16 protein-coding genes and 1 tRNA gene are annotated in these 16,099 nt (G+C 66.4%); 9 read left to right on the top strand and 8 right to left on the bottom strand.

All coding sequences use genetic code 11. The annotated features are described in order from the left end of the window. Window positions 1-13 precede the first annotated feature (13 nt). A complete protein-coding gene (locus J7I85_RS03435) occupies window positions 14-1,399 on the bottom strand; it encodes a cystathionine beta-synthase (protein WP_214846568.1) in 1,386 nt (461 codons plus the stop codon). 198 nt (window positions 1,400-1,597) lie between these two features. Between J7I85_RS03435 and J7I85_RS03430 the strand changes: the two genes are divergently transcribed. Further along, window positions 1,598-2,029 (top strand): VOC family protein, encoded by a 432-nt coding sequence (locus J7I85_RS03430; RefSeq protein ID WP_214846566.1) that lies wholly within the window; start codon window positions 1,598-1,600, stop codon window positions 2,027-2,029. 1 nt (window position 2,030) lies between these two features. Here J7I85_RS03430 and J7I85_RS03425 read toward each other — a convergent pair whose 3' ends face one another. After that, window positions 2,031-2,435 carry a VOC family protein gene (locus J7I85_RS03425; RefSeq protein ID WP_102973882.1) on the bottom strand — a complete coding sequence of 135 codons (405 nt, stop codon included), beginning with the start codon at window positions 2,433-2,435 and terminating at the stop codon, window positions 2,031-2,033. Between the two features lie 153 nt (window positions 2,436-2,588). Here J7I85_RS03425 and J7I85_RS03420 point away from each other — a divergent pair, with 153 nt between their 5' ends. Beyond that, on the top strand, window positions 2,589-3,569 hold the full coding sequence (locus J7I85_RS03420; protein WP_214846559.1) for a DNA-3-methyladenine glycosylase: 981 nt from the start codon (window positions 2,589-2,591) through the stop codon (window positions 3,567-3,569). Window positions 3,570-3,580: 11 nt separating this feature from the next. On the opposite strand, the gene J7I85_RS03415 is transcribed toward J7I85_RS03420, so the two are convergent. Beyond that, a complete protein-coding gene (locus tag J7I85_RS03415; protein WP_214846557.1) occupies window positions 3,581-5,254 on the bottom strand; it encodes an AMP-binding protein in 1,674 nt (557 codons plus the stop codon). 104 nt (window positions 5,255-5,358) lie between these two features. Here J7I85_RS03415 and J7I85_RS03410 point away from each other — a divergent pair, with 104 nt between their 5' ends. Continuing rightward, window positions 5,359-5,637 (top strand): putative quinol monooxygenase, encoded by a 279-nt coding sequence (locus J7I85_RS03410; RefSeq protein ID WP_111905119.1) that lies wholly within the window; start codon window positions 5,359-5,361, stop codon window positions 5,635-5,637. Window positions 5,638-5,745: 108 nt separating this feature from the next. Here the strand turns inward: J7I85_RS03410 and J7I85_RS03405 are convergent, their stop codons facing one another. After that, on the bottom strand, window positions 5,746-6,183 hold the full coding sequence (locus tag J7I85_RS03405; protein WP_214846535.1) for a co-chaperone YbbN: 438 nt from the start codon (window positions 6,181-6,183) through the stop codon (window positions 5,746-5,748). 402 nt (window positions 6,184-6,585) lie between these two features. On the opposite strand from J7I85_RS03405, the gene J7I85_RS03400 reads away from it, so the two are divergent. Beyond that, on the top strand, window positions 6,586-7,734 hold the full coding sequence (locus J7I85_RS03400) for a LysM domain-containing protein (RefSeq protein WP_214846533.1): 1,149 nt from the start codon (window positions 6,586-6,588) through the stop codon (window positions 7,732-7,734). Between the two features lie 125 nt (window positions 7,735-7,859). Here J7I85_RS03400 and J7I85_RS03395 read toward each other — a convergent pair. Then, window positions 7,860-7,941, bottom strand: a tRNA-Tyr gene (locus J7I85_RS03395). A 118-nt stretch (window positions 7,942-8,059) separates the two neighbouring features. Continuing rightward, on the bottom strand, window positions 8,060-8,314 hold the full coding sequence (locus J7I85_RS03390) for a hypothetical protein (RefSeq protein WP_102973875.1): 255 nt from the start codon (window positions 8,312-8,314) through the stop codon (window positions 8,060-8,062). A gap of 199 nt (window positions 8,315-8,513) precedes the next feature. On the opposite strand from J7I85_RS03390, the gene J7I85_RS03385 reads away from it, so the two are divergent. Both J7I85_RS03385 and J7I85_RS03380 read left to right on the top strand, forming a co-directional pair. Next, window positions 8,514-9,005 carry a YajQ family cyclic di-GMP-binding protein gene (locus J7I85_RS03385; RefSeq protein ID WP_102973874.1) on the top strand — a complete coding sequence of 164 codons (492 nt, stop codon included), beginning with the start codon at window positions 8,514-8,516 and terminating at the stop codon, window positions 9,003-9,005. A gap of 86 nt (window positions 9,006-9,091) precedes the next feature. After that, window positions 9,092-9,439 carry a GNAT family N-acetyltransferase gene (locus J7I85_RS03380; RefSeq protein ID WP_308159378.1) on the top strand — a complete coding sequence of 116 codons (348 nt, stop codon included), beginning with the start codon at window positions 9,092-9,094 and terminating at the stop codon, window positions 9,437-9,439. Between the two features lie 31 nt (window positions 9,440-9,470). Here the strand turns inward: J7I85_RS03380 and htpX are convergent, their stop codons facing one another. Continuing rightward, window positions 9,471-10,340 (bottom strand): zinc metalloprotease HtpX, encoded by an 870-nt coding sequence (gene htpX / locus J7I85_RS03375; protein WP_214846531.1) that lies wholly within the window; start codon window positions 10,338-10,340, stop codon window positions 9,471-9,473. A 39-nt stretch (window positions 10,341-10,379) separates the two neighbouring features. Next, window positions 10,380-11,651 carry an MFS transporter gene (locus J7I85_RS03370; RefSeq protein WP_214846529.1) on the bottom strand — a complete coding sequence of 424 codons (1,272 nt, stop codon included), beginning with the start codon at window positions 11,649-11,651 and terminating at the stop codon, window positions 10,380-10,382. A gap of 76 nt (window positions 11,652-11,727) precedes the next feature. On the opposite strand from J7I85_RS03370, the gene J7I85_RS03365 reads away from it, so the two are divergent. From J7I85_RS03365 to J7I85_RS03355, 3 genes are all read left to right on the top strand, one after another. Then, window positions 11,728-12,201: a Fur family transcriptional regulator gene (locus tag J7I85_RS03365; protein ID WP_214846527.1), complete on the top strand. Its 474-nt coding sequence runs from the start codon at window positions 11,728-11,730 to the stop codon at window positions 12,199-12,201. 18 nt (window positions 12,202-12,219) lie between these two features. Beyond that, a complete protein-coding gene (locus J7I85_RS03360) occupies window positions 12,220-13,719 on the top strand; it encodes a catalase (protein ID WP_214846525.1) in 1,500 nt (499 codons plus the stop codon). 201 nt (window positions 13,720-13,920) lie between these two features. After that, window positions 13,921-16,044, top strand: a complete 2,124-nt coding sequence (locus J7I85_RS03355) for an acyltransferase family protein (protein ID WP_214846518.1) — start codon at window positions 13,921-13,923, stop codon at window positions 16,042-16,044. The last annotated feature ends 55 nt before the right edge of the window (window positions 16,045-16,099 follow it).

Below are 16,099 nucleotides of genomic sequence, written 5' to 3'. Positions count from 1 at the left end.
GGGGCTCCTTCGATCAGTTGCTGAGGTAGGCGAGGAGGTCGTGGCGGGTCAGGATGCCTATGGGCGCGCCGACGAATGTCACCATCACGGTGTCGACGTCGGAGAGCAGTTCGCGGGCGGCCGAGATGGTTTCGAGCGAGCCGATCACCGGCAGCTTCTCCCCCATGTGCTCGGCGATCTTGTCCGTCAGCTTGGCCTCGCCGCGGAACAGCTTGGCGGTCAGGGTCCGTTCATCCACGGCCCCGAGGACTTCGCCCATCACCACGGGCGGCTCCGCGGAGAGGACCGGGATGTGGCTGACGCCGAACTCGTTCATGATGTTGATGACGTCGCGGACGGTTTCGTTGGGGTGGATGTGCACCAGGTCCGGCAGTTCGCCCGTCTTGAATTTGATGACCTCGCCAACGGAGGCCTCCTCGCCGCCGGAGAGGAAGCCGTAGGAGCGCATCCACTGGTCGTTGAAAATCTTGGCGAGGTAACCGCGGCCGGAGTCGGGCAGGATTACCACCACCACCGCGTCCTCGGGGAGGTCCCGGGCCGTGCGCAGCGCGGCCACCACGGCCATGCCGGAGGAACCGCCCACCAGCAGGCCCTCCTCGCGCGCCAGCCGCCGGGTCATCTCGAAGGAGTCGGCGTCGCTGACCGCGAGGACCTCGTCCGGGACCGACTTGTCGTAGTTGCCGGGCCACATGTCCTCGCCCACGCCCTCGACGAAGTACGGGCGACCGGTGCCGCCCGAGTAGACAGAGCCTTCGGGATCGGCCCCGATGATCCTGACCCGGCCGCCGTCGGACTCCGGACGGTCCGCCGACACCTCCTTGAGGTAGCGGCCGGTGCCGGTGATGGTGCCTCCGGTGCCGGCGCCGATGATGCAGTGCGTCACCTTGCCGTCGGTGTCCCGCCAGATCTCGGGGCCGGTGGTCTCGTAGTGGCTCAGCGGTGCCGCGGGGTTGGAGAACTGGTCCGGCTTGTACGCTCCGGGGATCTCGGTGACCAGGCGGTCGGACACGCCGTAGTAGCTCTGCGGGCTGTCAGGCTCGACGGCGGTGGGCGTCACCACCACTTCGGCGCCGTAGGCCTGAAGGACCGCGCGCTTGTCCTCGCCCACCTTGTCCGGAACCACGAAGATGCACTTGTAGCCTTTTTGCTGCGCCACCAGGGCCAGGCCGACGCCGGTGTTCCCGGAGGTGGGCTCGATGATGGTGCCGCCTGGCTTGAGCTTGCCGTCACGCTCGGCTTCCTCGACCATCTTCGCCGCGATGCGGTCCTTGATGGAGCCGCCGGGGTTCACGTATTCCAGCTTCACGAGGACGGTGGCCTTGATGCCCTCGGTGACGTGGTTGAGCTTGATGAGCGGGGTGTTGCCGATGAGGTCCAGGACAGACTGGGCGTACTTCATGGGTACCAACTTACCGTCTTGGACTACGGGACCCGCGCGGGCCCACGCCGGCCCGGGCGGCGGGGCCTGGTGGCCATGCCTAGCCGCCGCCATGCCTAGCCACGCTATGCCTAGCCAAGGACAGTGCCGGCAGGGCAAGCTGGCTACGGTACCCGCGGCCGGGTGCCGTTCATCAGTGACGTTGAAAGGAACCGTGCCGTGGACTGGACCCTCGAAGTGGTTGTGCTGCCCGTGAGCGACATCGGCCGGGCCGTGGAGTTCTACCGGGACAAGGTCGGCTTCAGCCTGGACCACGACACGCAGAATGAGCACATGCACGTGGTCCAGCTGACGCCTCCCGGTTCGGGGTGCTCGATCGTGATCGGCGACCTGCCGTCGCAGAACGAGATGGCGCCGGGCTCCATGCGGGGCCTGCAGCTGGTGGTGGCGGATGCCCGGGCGGCGCGCGACGAGCTGCTCAGCCGCGGCGTGGAAGCGAGCGAAATCACCGTCTTCGATGAGCGCGACGGCGGAACGTTCTTCGGGTTCAGCGACCCGGACGGGAACACCTGGGCGGTGCAGGAGCTCAGGATCCGCGCCCAGCAGCCGCTGATCCCGGTGGAGGCCCGCGGCCGCTTCGGCGAGGAATAGGTCAGCCGGAAGCACCGCCGGCATCGGCCGGGAGGTTCTCCCAGAGCCCCAGGATGTTGCCCTCCGTGTCCTTGAAGTAGGCGTAATGGCCCATGCCCGGGATGGTTTCCTTGGGCTTCACCACGGAACCGCCCAGCTGCTCAACCGTGCGCAGCGTCGCGTCAATGTCCTCAACGTCCACCGTGATCACCGGTGTGGTCAGTTCCCCTTCGCGGGCCATCATGCCGCCGTTGATGGCGCCCGGCTCGGTGGGCCTGCCGGTCTTTTCGTCCATCGGCGTGGTGATCACCACGTTGTAGTCCATCTCCGGCATGGGGTCGATCCGCCAGCCGAGGGCCTGATTGTAGAAGTTTCTCGCCCGGTCCTGGTCGTCCGCGGGGATTTCGAAATGCACCACGCCACCCATTGCCATCTCCTGCAACTCGAGGGAAGGGACACGGCGGACCCGCGCCACACTGGGGATTGTAGTCCTGGAGCGGGCGCGGGTTAAGGGCCCTCGGAAAGGCCGCACGGCGGCCCCGCCGGCAAGTTTGTCGGTCCGGCGTGGGACGATGTTTGCATGACCATTGCTGACGTTCCCGCCCGGCTGGCAGCCGCGGCGGATGCGTCCCTCAGGTGGCATCCGGGCGGCCCGTATGACTTACACCGCACCCTGGGCATCCTGATGCGCGGCAACGGTGATCCCTCCTTCTCCTCGCGGCCGGACGGGCTGTGGATGGCCTTCACGACGACGGATGGTCCGGTGACGCTGCGGCTCACCGTTGCTGGCACGGGCCTGGAGTCTTACATCGATACCCAGGCCTGGGGTCCCGGTTCCGGCGCCGCCCTCGCGCGCGTTCCGCGGCTCCTTGGGGCGGATGACGACTGGTCGGCGTTTGACGAGCCTTCGTTCTCAGCAACACTGCCGCGAATGGTTCGTGATGCCCGACGCCGGAACCCCGACGTCCGCCTCCCGTCTACCGGGCGGATGGTTGACTCGCTCGTGCCCACCATTTTGGAGCAGAAGGTTACCGTCATTGAGGCCCGGCGGGGTTTCCGCTACCTCATGTACCGCCACGGCACGCCCGCCCCCGGCGCCGGTACCATCGCACCTCCCGGATTGCTGGTCCGGCCCACCGCCGAGGGATGGCTCCGCATTCCGACCTGGGAATGGCACAGGGCGGGAGTCGGCCCGCAGCGGTCGGCGACCGTCATGCGCGCCCTGCGCTCCGCCGTCGCCCTTGAACGTCTGGCGTCCCTTCCTGCGGCGGAGGCAGCAGCCAAGATGCAGACCATTCCGGGAATCGGTGTGTGGACGGCAGCCGAGGTGGTGCAGCGGACGCACGGCTGCCCAGACTCCATCGCCGTTGGCGATTACCACCTCGCCGCGTATGTCGGCGCGGCGCTGACCGGACGGCGGACTGACGACGCCGGCATGCTGGCCCTGCTGGAACCGTGGACGGGACACCGGCAGCGGGTGGTCCGCATGCTCGGACTCAGCGGCTTCCGGAAACCCACCTTCGGGCCGCGGATGACCATCCAGGACCACCGCGCACACTGACCCATTCGCGCTCAGAGGCCCAACCGGGCGACGGCTTCCTCGCGCATCTCCACCTTGCGGACCTTCCCCGACACCGTCATGGGGAAGCTGTCGCGCACATCGACGTAGCGGGGAACCTTGTAGTGCGTCAGCTTGCCGCGGCAGAACTCGGCCACCGCGGCCGCGTCCAATGGTGCCGCCCCGGGCTTGAGGATGATGCAGGCCATGAGCTCCTCGCCATACCTGGCATCCGGCACCCCGATCACCTGCACGTCCTGGATGGACGGATGGGTGTAGAGGAACTCCTCGATCTCGCGCGGGTAGATGTTCTCGCCGCCGCGGATCACCATGTCCTTCATCCGGCCTTCGATCACCACGTACCCGTCGTCGTCCATGCGTGCCAGGTCGCCGGTGTGCATCCAGCCGTCGGCGTCGATAGCCTCGGCTGTCTTGTCCGGCTGGTTCCAGTACCCCTGCATGACGGCGTAACCCCGGGTGCACAGTTCGCCAATTTCGCCGCGCTCCACCACCTCTCCGAGAGCGTCCACGATCTTGCTTTCCAGCCGCGGCATGGTCCGCCCCACGGTTTCCGTCCGCTGCTGGAGCGTGTCACCGTCGCGGGTCATGGTGGACACCGGCGATGTCTCCGTCATGCCGTAGCAGATGGCCACGTCCTTCATATTCATCTCGGAAATCACGCGGTTCATCACCTCGATGGGGCACAGCGAACCGGCCATCACCCCGGTGCGGAGGGTGGAGAGGTCGTACGAGGCGAAGTCGGGCAGCGCGAGTTCGGCGATGAACATGGTGGGAACCCCGTACAGGGACGTGCCACCGAAATCCTGCACGGCCTCCAGCGCGGCGGCAGGCGTGAACCCGCGTCCCGGGATGATCGTCGCGGCGCCGTGGCTCAGCGCGTTCAGGTTGCCGATCACCATCCCGAAGCAGTGGTAGAACGGCACCGGAATCACCACGCGGTCGTGCTCGGTGTAGTTGAGCAGCTCCCCGATGGAATACCCGTTGTTGAGGATGTTGTGGTGCGTCAGCGTGGCGCCCTTGGGGAAGCCCGTGGTTCCGGACGTGTACTGGAGATTGATGGGATCGTGCGGATCGAGGCCCGCCATGCGGGCCAACAGCACCGAATGCCCGACGGCGTCCGCCCGCTTGAGCAGCTCGGCGTACGTGAGCTCCTGCTCACCCAGGGGGACGCCGGCGTCGAGCCCTTCTAATTCGAAGTCCGGCAGGAATACGAGCTCGCGGAGGTCTGGGCATCCGGTGAGGGCCTGGCGCGCCATCCCCACATAGTCGCTGTTCTGGTCCGACGGCGCCGTGACCAGCATCCGCATGCCGTTCTGCTTCACCACGAACTCCAGCTCGTGGCTGCGGTAGGAAGGATTCACGTTGACAAGGACCGCCCCGATCTTCGCCGTCGCGTACTGCAGGATGGTCCATTCCGCGCAGTTCGGGCTCCAGATGCCGATCCGCTCCCCCTTCGTGATGCCAACGGCGAGGAGCGCCCGGGCCAGCCGGTCGACGTCGTCGTTCAGTTTGGTGTAACTCCAGCGGCGGGCGTCAGCCCCGGGCACCGCGGCAGCCTCGATCAGCGCGTCGTGCAGGGGGAACTGCCCCACCACCCGCTCAAAGTTCTCGCCGATGGTTTCCTCGAGCAGGGGGACGTCCGCGTCCCCGGCGGTGTAAGCGCGCATGATGGCACGCTATCAAGCAGCCCGGTGCTAGAGAAGCAATACGGGCCACCTCGTTCTGTGTAACAGGTCCGGGCGCGTCAGTGAGGGCCGGTATTGTGAAATCCATGAGTGCACCCATCGACCTGCAGGCCACGTTCATCCCCAACGACGGCGAGTTCTTCCGCGTGAAGCTCGCCTTGGAAATCGCCATTGACGAGGTAGTCAATGAACCTGGCTGCATCCGCTACGAGCTCACCGAGGCGACGGAGGAGAAGCTGGTCCTGACGGAGCGCTGGGAGTCGGAAGAGGCCCTCGACGCGCACTCCAAGGGCATTGCCCTGCAGGACCTGAACGAATCCCTCAGCGCCCTCCTGGCCGAACCTGCCCAGGTGGAACGCCTCTAACTCCTTCAACAAAAAACAACGGGATCACCCCGCACCCAAAACCGAAAGGTTACTGGGTGCGGGGTGATCCCGTTGCTGTTTTAACGAGCGCTTAGGGCCCGGGATCCTTTAGAAGTCGGGGATCTGCGAGCCATCCTGGGGCCCGGCGCTCTTGCCGGCGCTGTTGCCAGCGGCTGCAGCTGCCTCGGCCTGGGAGCGGGCCACATGGGCGTGGACTTCCTCCATGTCGAGCGCCTTGACGGCGTCAATGACCTGCTCGAGCTGCGGGGCGGCCAGCGCGCCCGGCTGTGAGAAGACCAGCACCTTCTCGCGGAATGCCATCAGCGTGGGGATGGAGGAAATGCCCGCCTCCGCTGCCAGCTGCTGCTCGGCTTCGGTGTCCACTTTCGCGAAAACGACGTCCGGGTGCTTTTCCGAAGCCGCGGAGTACGTGGGGGCGAACTGGCGACACGGGCCACACCATTCAGCCCAGAAGTCCACCAGGACAATGCCGTTGCCCTCGATGGTCGATGCGAACTGTTCACCTGTGATGTCAACGGTAGCCATGGTTCAACCGTACGCGAGCCGTGTCCGTAAGTCCCGCGGCCCGGTGGCTTGTTCGCTCCCCGCGTCACCGGGAATATTCTGCGCCCGCCGTTTGCCGCTCAGCCCCCCCGGGCATGCGTGGGCGGCCTGGGCGCACGGGCAACGGCGGATACTGCGGGAAACAAGTGCCCGGGTCCCGGAAAAACAAGTATTCCCTACTCGTGCGGTGCCTGTCCGGTGGTTCCATACTCGAATCAGGCTGGGGCCGGCACGTTAGCGAGCAGCGTGCACCACTCATGAATAGCGGTCATGCGCCCCATATGCCGTGCTTCCGCCCCCATGGGCCCCAGCGCCTCCTGTGTCTGCGCGTGACCGTCCGCCGCGCACCCGGACAGCCGCCTGCGCACGAGGCAAAGGCCCGCCATGAACCAGCAGGAGACGCCAGATCCCCAGAACACCCCCGGCGACGAGAACGATCCACAGCGCCTGCCGTCGGGGCCACCGAGCTTCGTCAGGCCAGCCCCGGTGCGGCATGGACCGCTGGCGGGCAGGCCCGGGGCCCGGGTGCTGCTCATCTCGGCAGCGGTGGCCGCTGCGCTGCTGGCGGCGTCGGCGGGCGTCAACGCGCTGGTGGCGTCCGACGCCGGGAGCCCGGCTGCCGCCGTCGGCCAACCGGCCGCCGTCGGCCAACCGGCCGCCGTCGAACAGCCGGCCGCCGTCGAACAGCCGGCCGCCGTCGAACAGCCGGCGGCCGCGACGCCGGCGGCAGCAGAGGCAGCGGCCGCGGCACCTGCCACCAGCACGCCAGCCGCGGCACCCGCCGCTGCGCCTGCCGTGACGCCGGTTGCCAAGGCACCCGCGAAAGTACCCGTCAAGGCGACGGTCAAGGCACCAAGCGCCGCCAAGGCGCCGGCACCGAAACCCGCAACGGCACCGAAAACCACAACGGCACCGAAAACCACAACGGTCCGCAAGGTTGAGCCGGCCCCGGCGCCAAAGCCCACCACGTACCGGGTGGTCGCCGGCGACACGGTCAGTTCCATTGCGGCGCGCTTCAGTGTCAGTACCGGCGGTGTGCTCGCAGCCAACGGACTTGCACCCAGCTCCGTCATTTTCCCAGGCCAGACGCTCAAGCTCAGCGGACCCGCGGTGGCCCCACCGGCTCCCGCTCCGGCACCGGCCCCAGCGGCACCGGAACCAGCTCCCGCTCCGGCTCCAGCGCCCGCACCTGCACCGGCTCCTGCGGTGCGGACCATCTACGTGGCTGGCGCCGGCGGCCAGGCGATGGTGGACAGTTGCATCGGCCCCATCCATTTCACGCCCACTGACGGATACTCGCTCTTCATCACGGAGCACGACTTCTGCGGCGGCTGGGCCCGGTTCTCAGGAATAGGCGTCGGTGAACGCGTTGACATCCCGGGCTACGGCTCCTACACGGTCTCGGCGCGTAGCCAGGTGCCGAACCCCGGCACCACCAACGACGTCGCTGCGGTGTTCGGCGGGTTCCCCCGGGCAGTCCTGCAGACGTGCATTCCGGGCACCACCCAGATGATCGTCATCGCGCTGAACTGACGGGGCCGCCGAAACGGGGCCCAAATTATTCGTCGCCCAGTAACCAAGGTCTCGTCAGCCCCGATCCCAGAACCGGAACAGCAAAAGACCCCCGGAACCAGTAGGTTCCGGGGGTCTTTCCAATGTGGCAGATGAGGGATTCGAACCCCCGTAGGCGTTGCCAGCTGATTTACAGTCAGCCCCCTTTGGCCGCTCGGGTAATCTGCCGAACTTCGAAAGAAGATCACCCCGGCCGGTGTTTCCATCAACCGCGGGCAAGACAACCTTACAGAACTTCTGCCGAAGAATAAAATCGGAGATCAGGGGGCCGAAAATCCGCGGAAAATCAGGCTTCGCCGAGGATCCGGCCGGCCAGCTTTGCCTCGAACCGCAGGGCCTGCTCCTCGGTGATCTGGTTGAGCTGCACCGCCCGCTGGAGATCCGCCTGCACTCCCTCCAGCCGGGTTGAGGCATCGGCGACGGGGCTGAGGATGATGGATGCGGCCACGGCGGCGGCGGCCACGGACGAGGCGGCGGTGGCGATGGTTCCGGCGGCTGCGGCGGTGGACCTGGTGACGTAGCGGACGGCCTTATGGGACATTGCTTTCCTTCCGAGCGGCTTCCAACTGCTACAACTCTGGGCTCCTAAACTTCGTTCCCGCCATGACTTGGCTTTGAGTGAACTGTGAATTCCGCCCACCTTCACTTCCGCGCCATCCGTACTACGCTGGAAGCCAGATATCCGCACCCTGCCCGGAGCCTCACCGCCCGGGCGACGCAGGCACCAGCAAAGGAGAGTCATGGCAGGCGAGTCCACATTCGACGTCGTAAGCAAGGTAGACAAGCAGGAGGTGGCCAACGCGCTGAACCAGGCGCAGAAGGAACTCGCCCAGCGGTACGACTTCAAGGGCGTCGGCGCCGAGGTCGATTTCAGCGGCGAGAAGATCCTGATGAAGGCGAACTCCGAGGAGCGCGTCCTGGCCGTGCTGGACGTGCTGCAGTCCAAGCTCATCCGCCGCGGCATCTCGCTCAAGTCCCTGGACACCGGCGAACCATACGCGTCCGGCAAGGAATACCGCCTGGAGTCCTCCATCAAGGAAGGCATCGCGCAGGACCTCGCCAAGAAGATCAACAAGCTCATCCGCGACGAGGCCCCGAAGTCCGTCAAGTCCCAGATCCAGGGCGATGAACTCCGCGTCACCTCCAAGTCCCGGGACGACCTCCAGGCCACCATGGCCCTCCTGAAGGACTTCGACGAGGCCGACCTTCAGTTCGTGAACTTCCGCAGCTAGGGAACTTCCGCACCCAGTACCTGCCAACGGCCCCGGACGCCTCAAGGGCCCGGGAGCGGAACCGGGCCGGGGACACGCCCATCCGGGTGTCCGCGCCCAGCGCCGGGGACATCACCCTGTTCCTGGTGGCCAGGAACCAGGAGGGGACAGCTGTTGCCTGCGGCGCGCTGCGCCGGCTTGACGCCGGGTCCGCGGAGATCAAGAGGATGTTCGTGCTGCCCAACCATCGCGGAAGCGGCGCCGCCACAGCGGTTTTGCGAAGCCTGGAGGCCGAGGCCGCCCGCCTGGGCCTGACCGAGCTCAAGCTGGAAACCGGCACAGCCCAGCCCGACGCCATCCGCTTCTATGAGCGTGAGGGCTACCGCCTGATCGACAACTTCGGGCCGTACGCGGGCGAGCCGCTGTCCGTATGCTACGCCCGCCCGCTCGCCTGACGACGCGGAGCAGGGCTTACGACGGCGGCCCTCAACTGAGCGGCCGGCCCGCCATCCGCTCCAGGCGGCTGATGCGGTCCTGCATCGGCGGGTGCGTAGCGAAGAGCTTGCTGAGCCCGCCGCCGCGGAACGGGTTGGCGATCATCAGGTGCGAGGCGTTGACCAGCCGCTGGTCCTGCGGCAGCGGTGCGGCCTGGACGCCCTGGTGGATCTTGCGCAGGGCGGGGGCGAGCGCCAGCGGGTCGCCGGTGAGCTGCGAACCGTCCTCGTCGGCGTCGTACTCCCTGGTCCGGGAGATGGCAACCTGGATCATTGACGCAGCCAGCGGCGCCAGTAACGCCATGGCGATGAGGGCCAGCGGGTTCGAATTGCGCCTGTCCCCGCCGCCGAAGAACAGCAGCATCTGCCCCACCGAGGTGATGACGCCTGCCACCGCCGCAGCCACGGACGAGGTCAGGATGTCTCGGTTGTAGACGTGCATGAGCTCGTGTCCAAGGACGCCGCGCAGTTCCCGCGGCGTGAGGAGCTGCAGGATCCCCTCCGTGCAGCAAACCGCCGCGTTTTGCGGGTTCCGCCCGGTGGCGAAGGCGTTGGGCGCCATGGTGGGCGAGACGTAGATCCGCGGCATCGGCTGGCTGGCGCGGGTGGAGAGCTCACGGACCATCTGGTACAGCTGCGGGGCCTGGGCTTCGGAGACGAGGTATGCCTGCATGGACCGGAGCGCGATCTTGTCGCTGTTCCAGTACCCGTAGGCCGTGGTCCCTACGCCGATCAGCGCCATGATCAGGATCGGGGCCGAGCTGCGGGTATTGGCGGCAATCAGGGCGCCCAGTCCCAGCAGGATCGCCCACAGCACGCCGAACAGCGTCGCCGTTTTCAGCCCGTTGTGGTGATCGTGCACTTTGCCTCCACAGCTCAGAAGTCGGAACCGGCACTGCCGCTACGGAACGGGATTCCGCGCGTCGTACTTCAGGAAGCCGGATTGCCACCGCGCCGCCATCCAGGCCACCACGATGCACAGGATGCCGCCCAGCAGCAGGACCCAGCCCTCAGTAAGAATTTTAGTGCCGCCGCCTGCCAGCATGTCGCCCAGCCGCGGCCCGCCGGCGACCACCACAATGAAGACCCCCTGCAGGCGACCGCGCAGGTGGTCCGGCGTCGCAGCCTGCAGGATGGTGGTGCGGAAAACGGCACTCACCGAGTCGGCGATTCCTGCCAGGGCGCAGCATATCGCCGCCGGAACCAGCCAGATGGACACGCCGCCGGAGCCGGACCGCCCGGCCAGCACCACCACGAGGCCGAACGCCGCAAACGAGGCGCCCCAGCCCATGACCGACCACACCACAGCACTCCCCTGCCGCCGGACCGCGCCGAGCGGCCCGGAAAAGAGGCCGGCGAGGAAGGCGCCCACCGCTACGGACGCCAGCAGGATGCCCACCGTGGTTTCCCCGCCGCCGATCATGAGAGCTCCGATGGCCGGCAGCAGGGCGCGCGGCTGGGCCAGGATCATGGCGATGAGGTCGAGGATGAACATCATCCGCAGGTTGGGCCGCGTGCCCAGGAACCGGAAGCCTTCCACGACGGACCGCATCCCGGCCCGCCCTGCCTCTTCGCCGGGCGGCATGGGAGGAAGCTTCAACAGTGCCCAGAAGGCAAAGACGAAGCTGACCAGGTCCAGCGTGTAGGTCCAGCCAAAGCCGACGCTGGCCACCAGGACACCGGCCAGAAGCGGGCCCGCCGTCATGGCCAACCCGAAGACGATCATGTTCAGCGCATTGGCGGCCGGCAGGAGCTCTTTGCGCACCAGCACCGGAATGATGGCGCTGCGGGCAGGCTGGTTGATGGCCTGGGCGCCACTTTGCACGGCCACCAGCGCGTACAGCAGCCACACGTTGCCCACCTCCAGCCAGGCCTGCAGGGCGAGTCCGCCCGTGGTCAGCCACAGCACTGCGGCGGAAAGGAGCGCCACCGTTCGCCGGTCATGGGAGTCGGCGATGGATCCGCCCAGCAGTCCGCCAACCACCAGGGGCACCAGGGCAAAGATGCTGAGCAGGCCAACGTAGAGGCTGTCCTGCGTCAGCCGGTAGACCTCCAGGCTGACCGCCACGAGGGTGAGCTGGCTTCCCACGTTGGAGACAGCTGAGCCCAGCCAAAGCCGCCGGAAATCGGGGCTCTCACGAAGCGGAGTGATGTCAGCCAGAAGTTTTCCCACCCGGCAACTCTAGTCCCAGCAGAAACTTAGTCCTGCCTTATTGTGATCTAGTCAAAATAGGTGTTTCAATGGAGTCATGACCGATCACCCGGAAAGCCACGAAGCATGGGCCGCGGCCCTGCGCGCCCACGGCCGCCGGGTGACCAAGCAGCGGCTGGCGGTGCTGGCCGCCGTCGAGCATCACCCGCACTCCCCGGCGGAAAATATCCTGGCGGCCGCCCGCGAGGAACTGCCGGAACTGACGGCGCAGTCCGTGTACGTCGTGCTGGGTGACCTGACGGACCTGCAGATGCTGCGCCGGTTCGAACCTCCGCATTCCCCGGCGCTGTATGAGACGCGGGTGGGCGATAACCACCACCACGCGATCTGCATCAGCTGCGGCCGTGTGGAGGACGTCGACTGCGCTGTCGGCCATGCCCCGTGCCTGACCCCGCACTGGAACGAGGATTCCCACCCCATGACCATCCAGATCGCGGATGTCATGTACCAGGGGATCTGCGGAGAGTGCCAGCGGGCCCAAAAACTTCCTTCAAACGCAACTGACAAGTAATCAAGAAATAGGAGAAAGATGACTTCGAACATCTCTGCGCCTGCCGTGTCCACCACGCAGTCCGGCGCCCCGGTAACGTCCGATGCCCATTCCAAGGCTGTCGGCGCTGACGGCGCGATCATCCTCACGGACCACTACCTGATAGAAAAGCTCGCCCAGTTCAACCGCGAGCGCGTCCCGGAGCGTGTGGTGCACGCCAAGGGCGGCGGCGCCTTCGGCACGTTCAAGACCACCGAGGACATCTCCAAGTACACCAAGGCCGCGTTCCTGCAGCCGGGTGTGGAGACCGAGATGCTGATCCGTTTCTCCTCCGTCGCCGGCGAGAACGGCTCCCCGGACACCTGGCGCGACCCCCGCGGCTTCGCGGTGAAGTTCTACACCTCCGAGGGCAACTACGACCTCGTGGGCAACAACACCCCGGTGTTCTTCATCCGCGACGGCATCAAGTTCCCGGACTTCATCCACTCCCAGAAGCGCCTGCCCGGCTCGCACCTTCGCGACGCCGACATGCAGTGGGACTTCTGGACCCTCTCCCCCGAGTCCGCACACCAGGTCACCTGGCTGATGGGTGACCGCGGCCTGCCCGCCTCCTGGCGCGAAATGCAGGGCTACGGCTCGCACACCTACCAGTGGATCAACGCCGAGGGCGAGCGGTTCTGGGTCAAGTACCACTTCAAGTCCAACCAGGGCGTCAACTCCATCACGGGGGAGGAAGCCGAAGCCCTCGCCGGCTCCGACGCGGACTTCTACATCCGCGACCTGCACGAGAACATCGAAGCCGGCAACCTGCCCTCCTGGGACCTGCATGTGCAGGTCATGCCGTACGAGGACGCCAAGACCTACCGCTTCAACCCGTTCGACCTGACCAAGGTCTGGCCGCACGCGGACTACCCGCTGATCAAGGTCGGCACCATGGAGCTGAACCGGAACCCGGAGAACTACTTCGCGCAGATCGAGCAGGCCACCTTCGCGCCGTCCAACTTCGTGCCCGGCATCGCCGCGTCCCCGGACAAGATGCTCCAGGCCCGGATCTTCTCCTACGCGGACGCACACCGCTACCGCGTAGGCACCAACCACGCCCAGATCCCGGTGAACCAGCCCAAGAGCCAGGTCAACAACTACAGCCAGGACGGCGCGGGACGCTTCCTGTTCAACGCTCCGTCGGTTCCGGTCTACGCACCGAACACGTTCGGCGGCCCGGCCGCCGTTGAGCCGCAGAGCCCGGCCGGCGGCTGGGAGAACGACGGCGAGCTGACGCACGCTGCGCACTCCCTGCACGCCGAGGACAGCGACTTCGTCCAGGCCGGCGCGCTGTACCGCGAGGTTTACAACGACGCCGAAAAGGCCCGCTTCCTCGACACCATCACCGGTGCCGTGGGCGGCGTGAAGAGCCCCGGCATCAAGGAACGCGCCATCCAGTACTGGACCAACGTTGACGCCGAACTCGGCGCCAAGCTCCGCGCCAACCTCGGCGCAGCACCCCTCTCCGATGCGGAAGCCGCCAACAAGATCGGCTAACAGCACGCACCAGATAGCACAGGAACCCCGCCACGGCACAGTGACCCGTTCACAGCCGCGGCGGGGTTCCCTGCGTCCGGAGATGTTCCCCCAAGGCAGGCCCTCCGTTACGCCGTGTCGCTGCCGTAACTTCGGCAGAACCGGACAGCATGGCAAAATCAGCAAGGCACCTTCCGCCTCACCCTCGTCAAAAAGGAACTCATGAGCATCGTCCAGCAGGCGCCGGGTGGGGCTGCGGCCGGGACAATCGCGGCTGCAGGACTCCGGCGCAGACCGTCGTTCCGGCCTGACATCCAGGCGCTGCGCGCCCTTGCAGTGTCCCTGGTCGTCCTGAACCACCTGTGGCCCAAGGAGCTGACCGGAGGCTACGTCGGGGTTGACGTCTTCTTCGTGATCTCCGGGTTCCTGATCACCTCGCATCTGCTGAAGGAACTCCTGGGAACCGGCCGGATCCGCCTAGCTTCGTTCTATGCCCGCAGGATCCGGCGACTGCTGCCGGCGGCATTCCTGGTCCTAACCGCGTCGCTCATCGCCGCTATGGTGTGGCTGCCGTTTTCGCGCTGGGAAGACACAGCACACGAAATCCTCGCCAGCGCCCTTTACGCGGAAAACTGGGTGCTGGCGGCCAAGTCCGTTGATTACTCGGCGTCGACGTCATCGGCAACGGTGGCCCAGCACTTCTGGTCGCTCTCTGTCGAGGAGCAGTTTTACCTCATCTGGCCGCTGCTGCTCATTGCGCTGTTCTGGCGGGCCGGCCGCCTCAACAGGCCTGGAATCCCCGTAGTCTTCGCCGGGGTAGCCGCCGTGACGGCACTCGGGCTCGTGGCCTCTGTGCTCACGACGGAGTTCTCGCCGAACCAGGCGTATTTCGTAACTCCGGTCCGGGCCTGGGAGTTCGGCGCGGGTGCGTTAACTGCCCTGGCGCTCGGGCGGCACAGGCTGCCGTCGCCGGCCCTGAAGGGGGTCGGCCCCGCCGGGTTCATACTGATCGTGTGCTCAGCCATTGCCTTCAACGACGGGACCGCCTTCCCCGGCTTCCTTGCCCTTGTTCCCGTCCTGGGCACTGTGATGGTCATCTATGCAGGGAACGATAACCGCAGCCCTGCCTTCAAGCCACTGATCAGCATGCTTCCGCTGCAGTACCTCGGCAACATCTCGTACTCGCTGTACCTCTGGCACTGGCCGCTCATCGTCATTGCCCCATTCGCCTTGGGGCGCGCCCTGGGCCACTTCGACAGGATCGGGATGGTCCTTCTCGCCGTTGTCCTGGCAGGCCTCACGAAGGCGTATGTCGAGGACCGCGGCCAGTCATCCGTGTATCTCACCGCGTCGGCGCGGCGGACGTTCGTCGCGATGGCCGTTGGCATGGCCCTTGTTGCCGGGCTTGCCGGCCTTCAGCTGCAGGTCAAGGATATCCGTCAGGAGGCAGCGGAACAGGCGGCGGCAGCGGCCGCCCTGCAGCCTTGCCACGGTCCGCTGGCCCTGCTCCCCGGCGCCGACTGCACCGATCCGTTCGGACCGTCCGCTGCCCCCGTGATGTCGGATGCCAATGAGTACTGGAAAACGCCTCCTTCATGCGACCGCCCTGACGACGAGCTGAAGGCCGCGGAGACCAGGACGCACCAGCGCTGTGACTTCTCGGGCGGGAAGCCGGAAGCCAAAACTGTGTGGCTGGTGGGCGACTCCCACGCACAGCAGTGGCAGGCGGCGGTCTTCGCGGCGGCCAAGCAACGAGGCTGGATCGTCAGGACGGCACTGCTGGGAGGCTGTCCTGTGGCGGACGTCAAATTCACGGGCTACGCAAACAACGCCGACCAGAACTCCACCCGGACCTGCATGGACTGGGCGAACAGGGTGACCGACGCCGTGGCGGCAGACCGACCCGCGGCGGTTTTCACGTCCATGTTCGCGCGGAGGCAGTCCGTTGACGACGGCTCCGGCCGTCCGGTCTCCGAACAGTTCTCCTCGGGCCTGCAGAAGACCTGGCAGCGGTGGACCGACGCAGGGTCCAAGGTCTATGTCCTGGCCGATCCGCCGCTCAACCAGGCGGTGCGGCAGCCTGACTGTGCCAATCTGCATATCCAGGATCCGGCGTCCTGCGCTGTGGATCGCGCCCTTGCGCAGCCCGAAGACCCGCTCATCACGGCAGCCAAGTCTACGTACAACCGCGACGTCCAGCTGGTGGACCTGACCGATTACTTCTGCGATCCGCGCAAGTGCTACACGGTTGTTGGCGGAGTCAATGTCTACTTCGACGCCAACCACCTCAACCGGGAGTACAGCGAGCTCCTGGCACCGCTGTTGCTGGACAAATTGGCGAAGTGAGCCAAGTGGTGCCGGTCCGCGTGCATGTTTTCCACATGGACGAGGTGCCCGTAGC

The sequence above is a fragment of the Arthrobacter sp. ISL-65 genome, from assembly GCF_018613795.1.
Lineage (GTDB): Bacteria > Actinomycetota > Actinomycetes > Actinomycetales > Micrococcaceae > Arthrobacter.
This window is presented reverse-complemented; position numbering and strand designations above follow the sequence as displayed.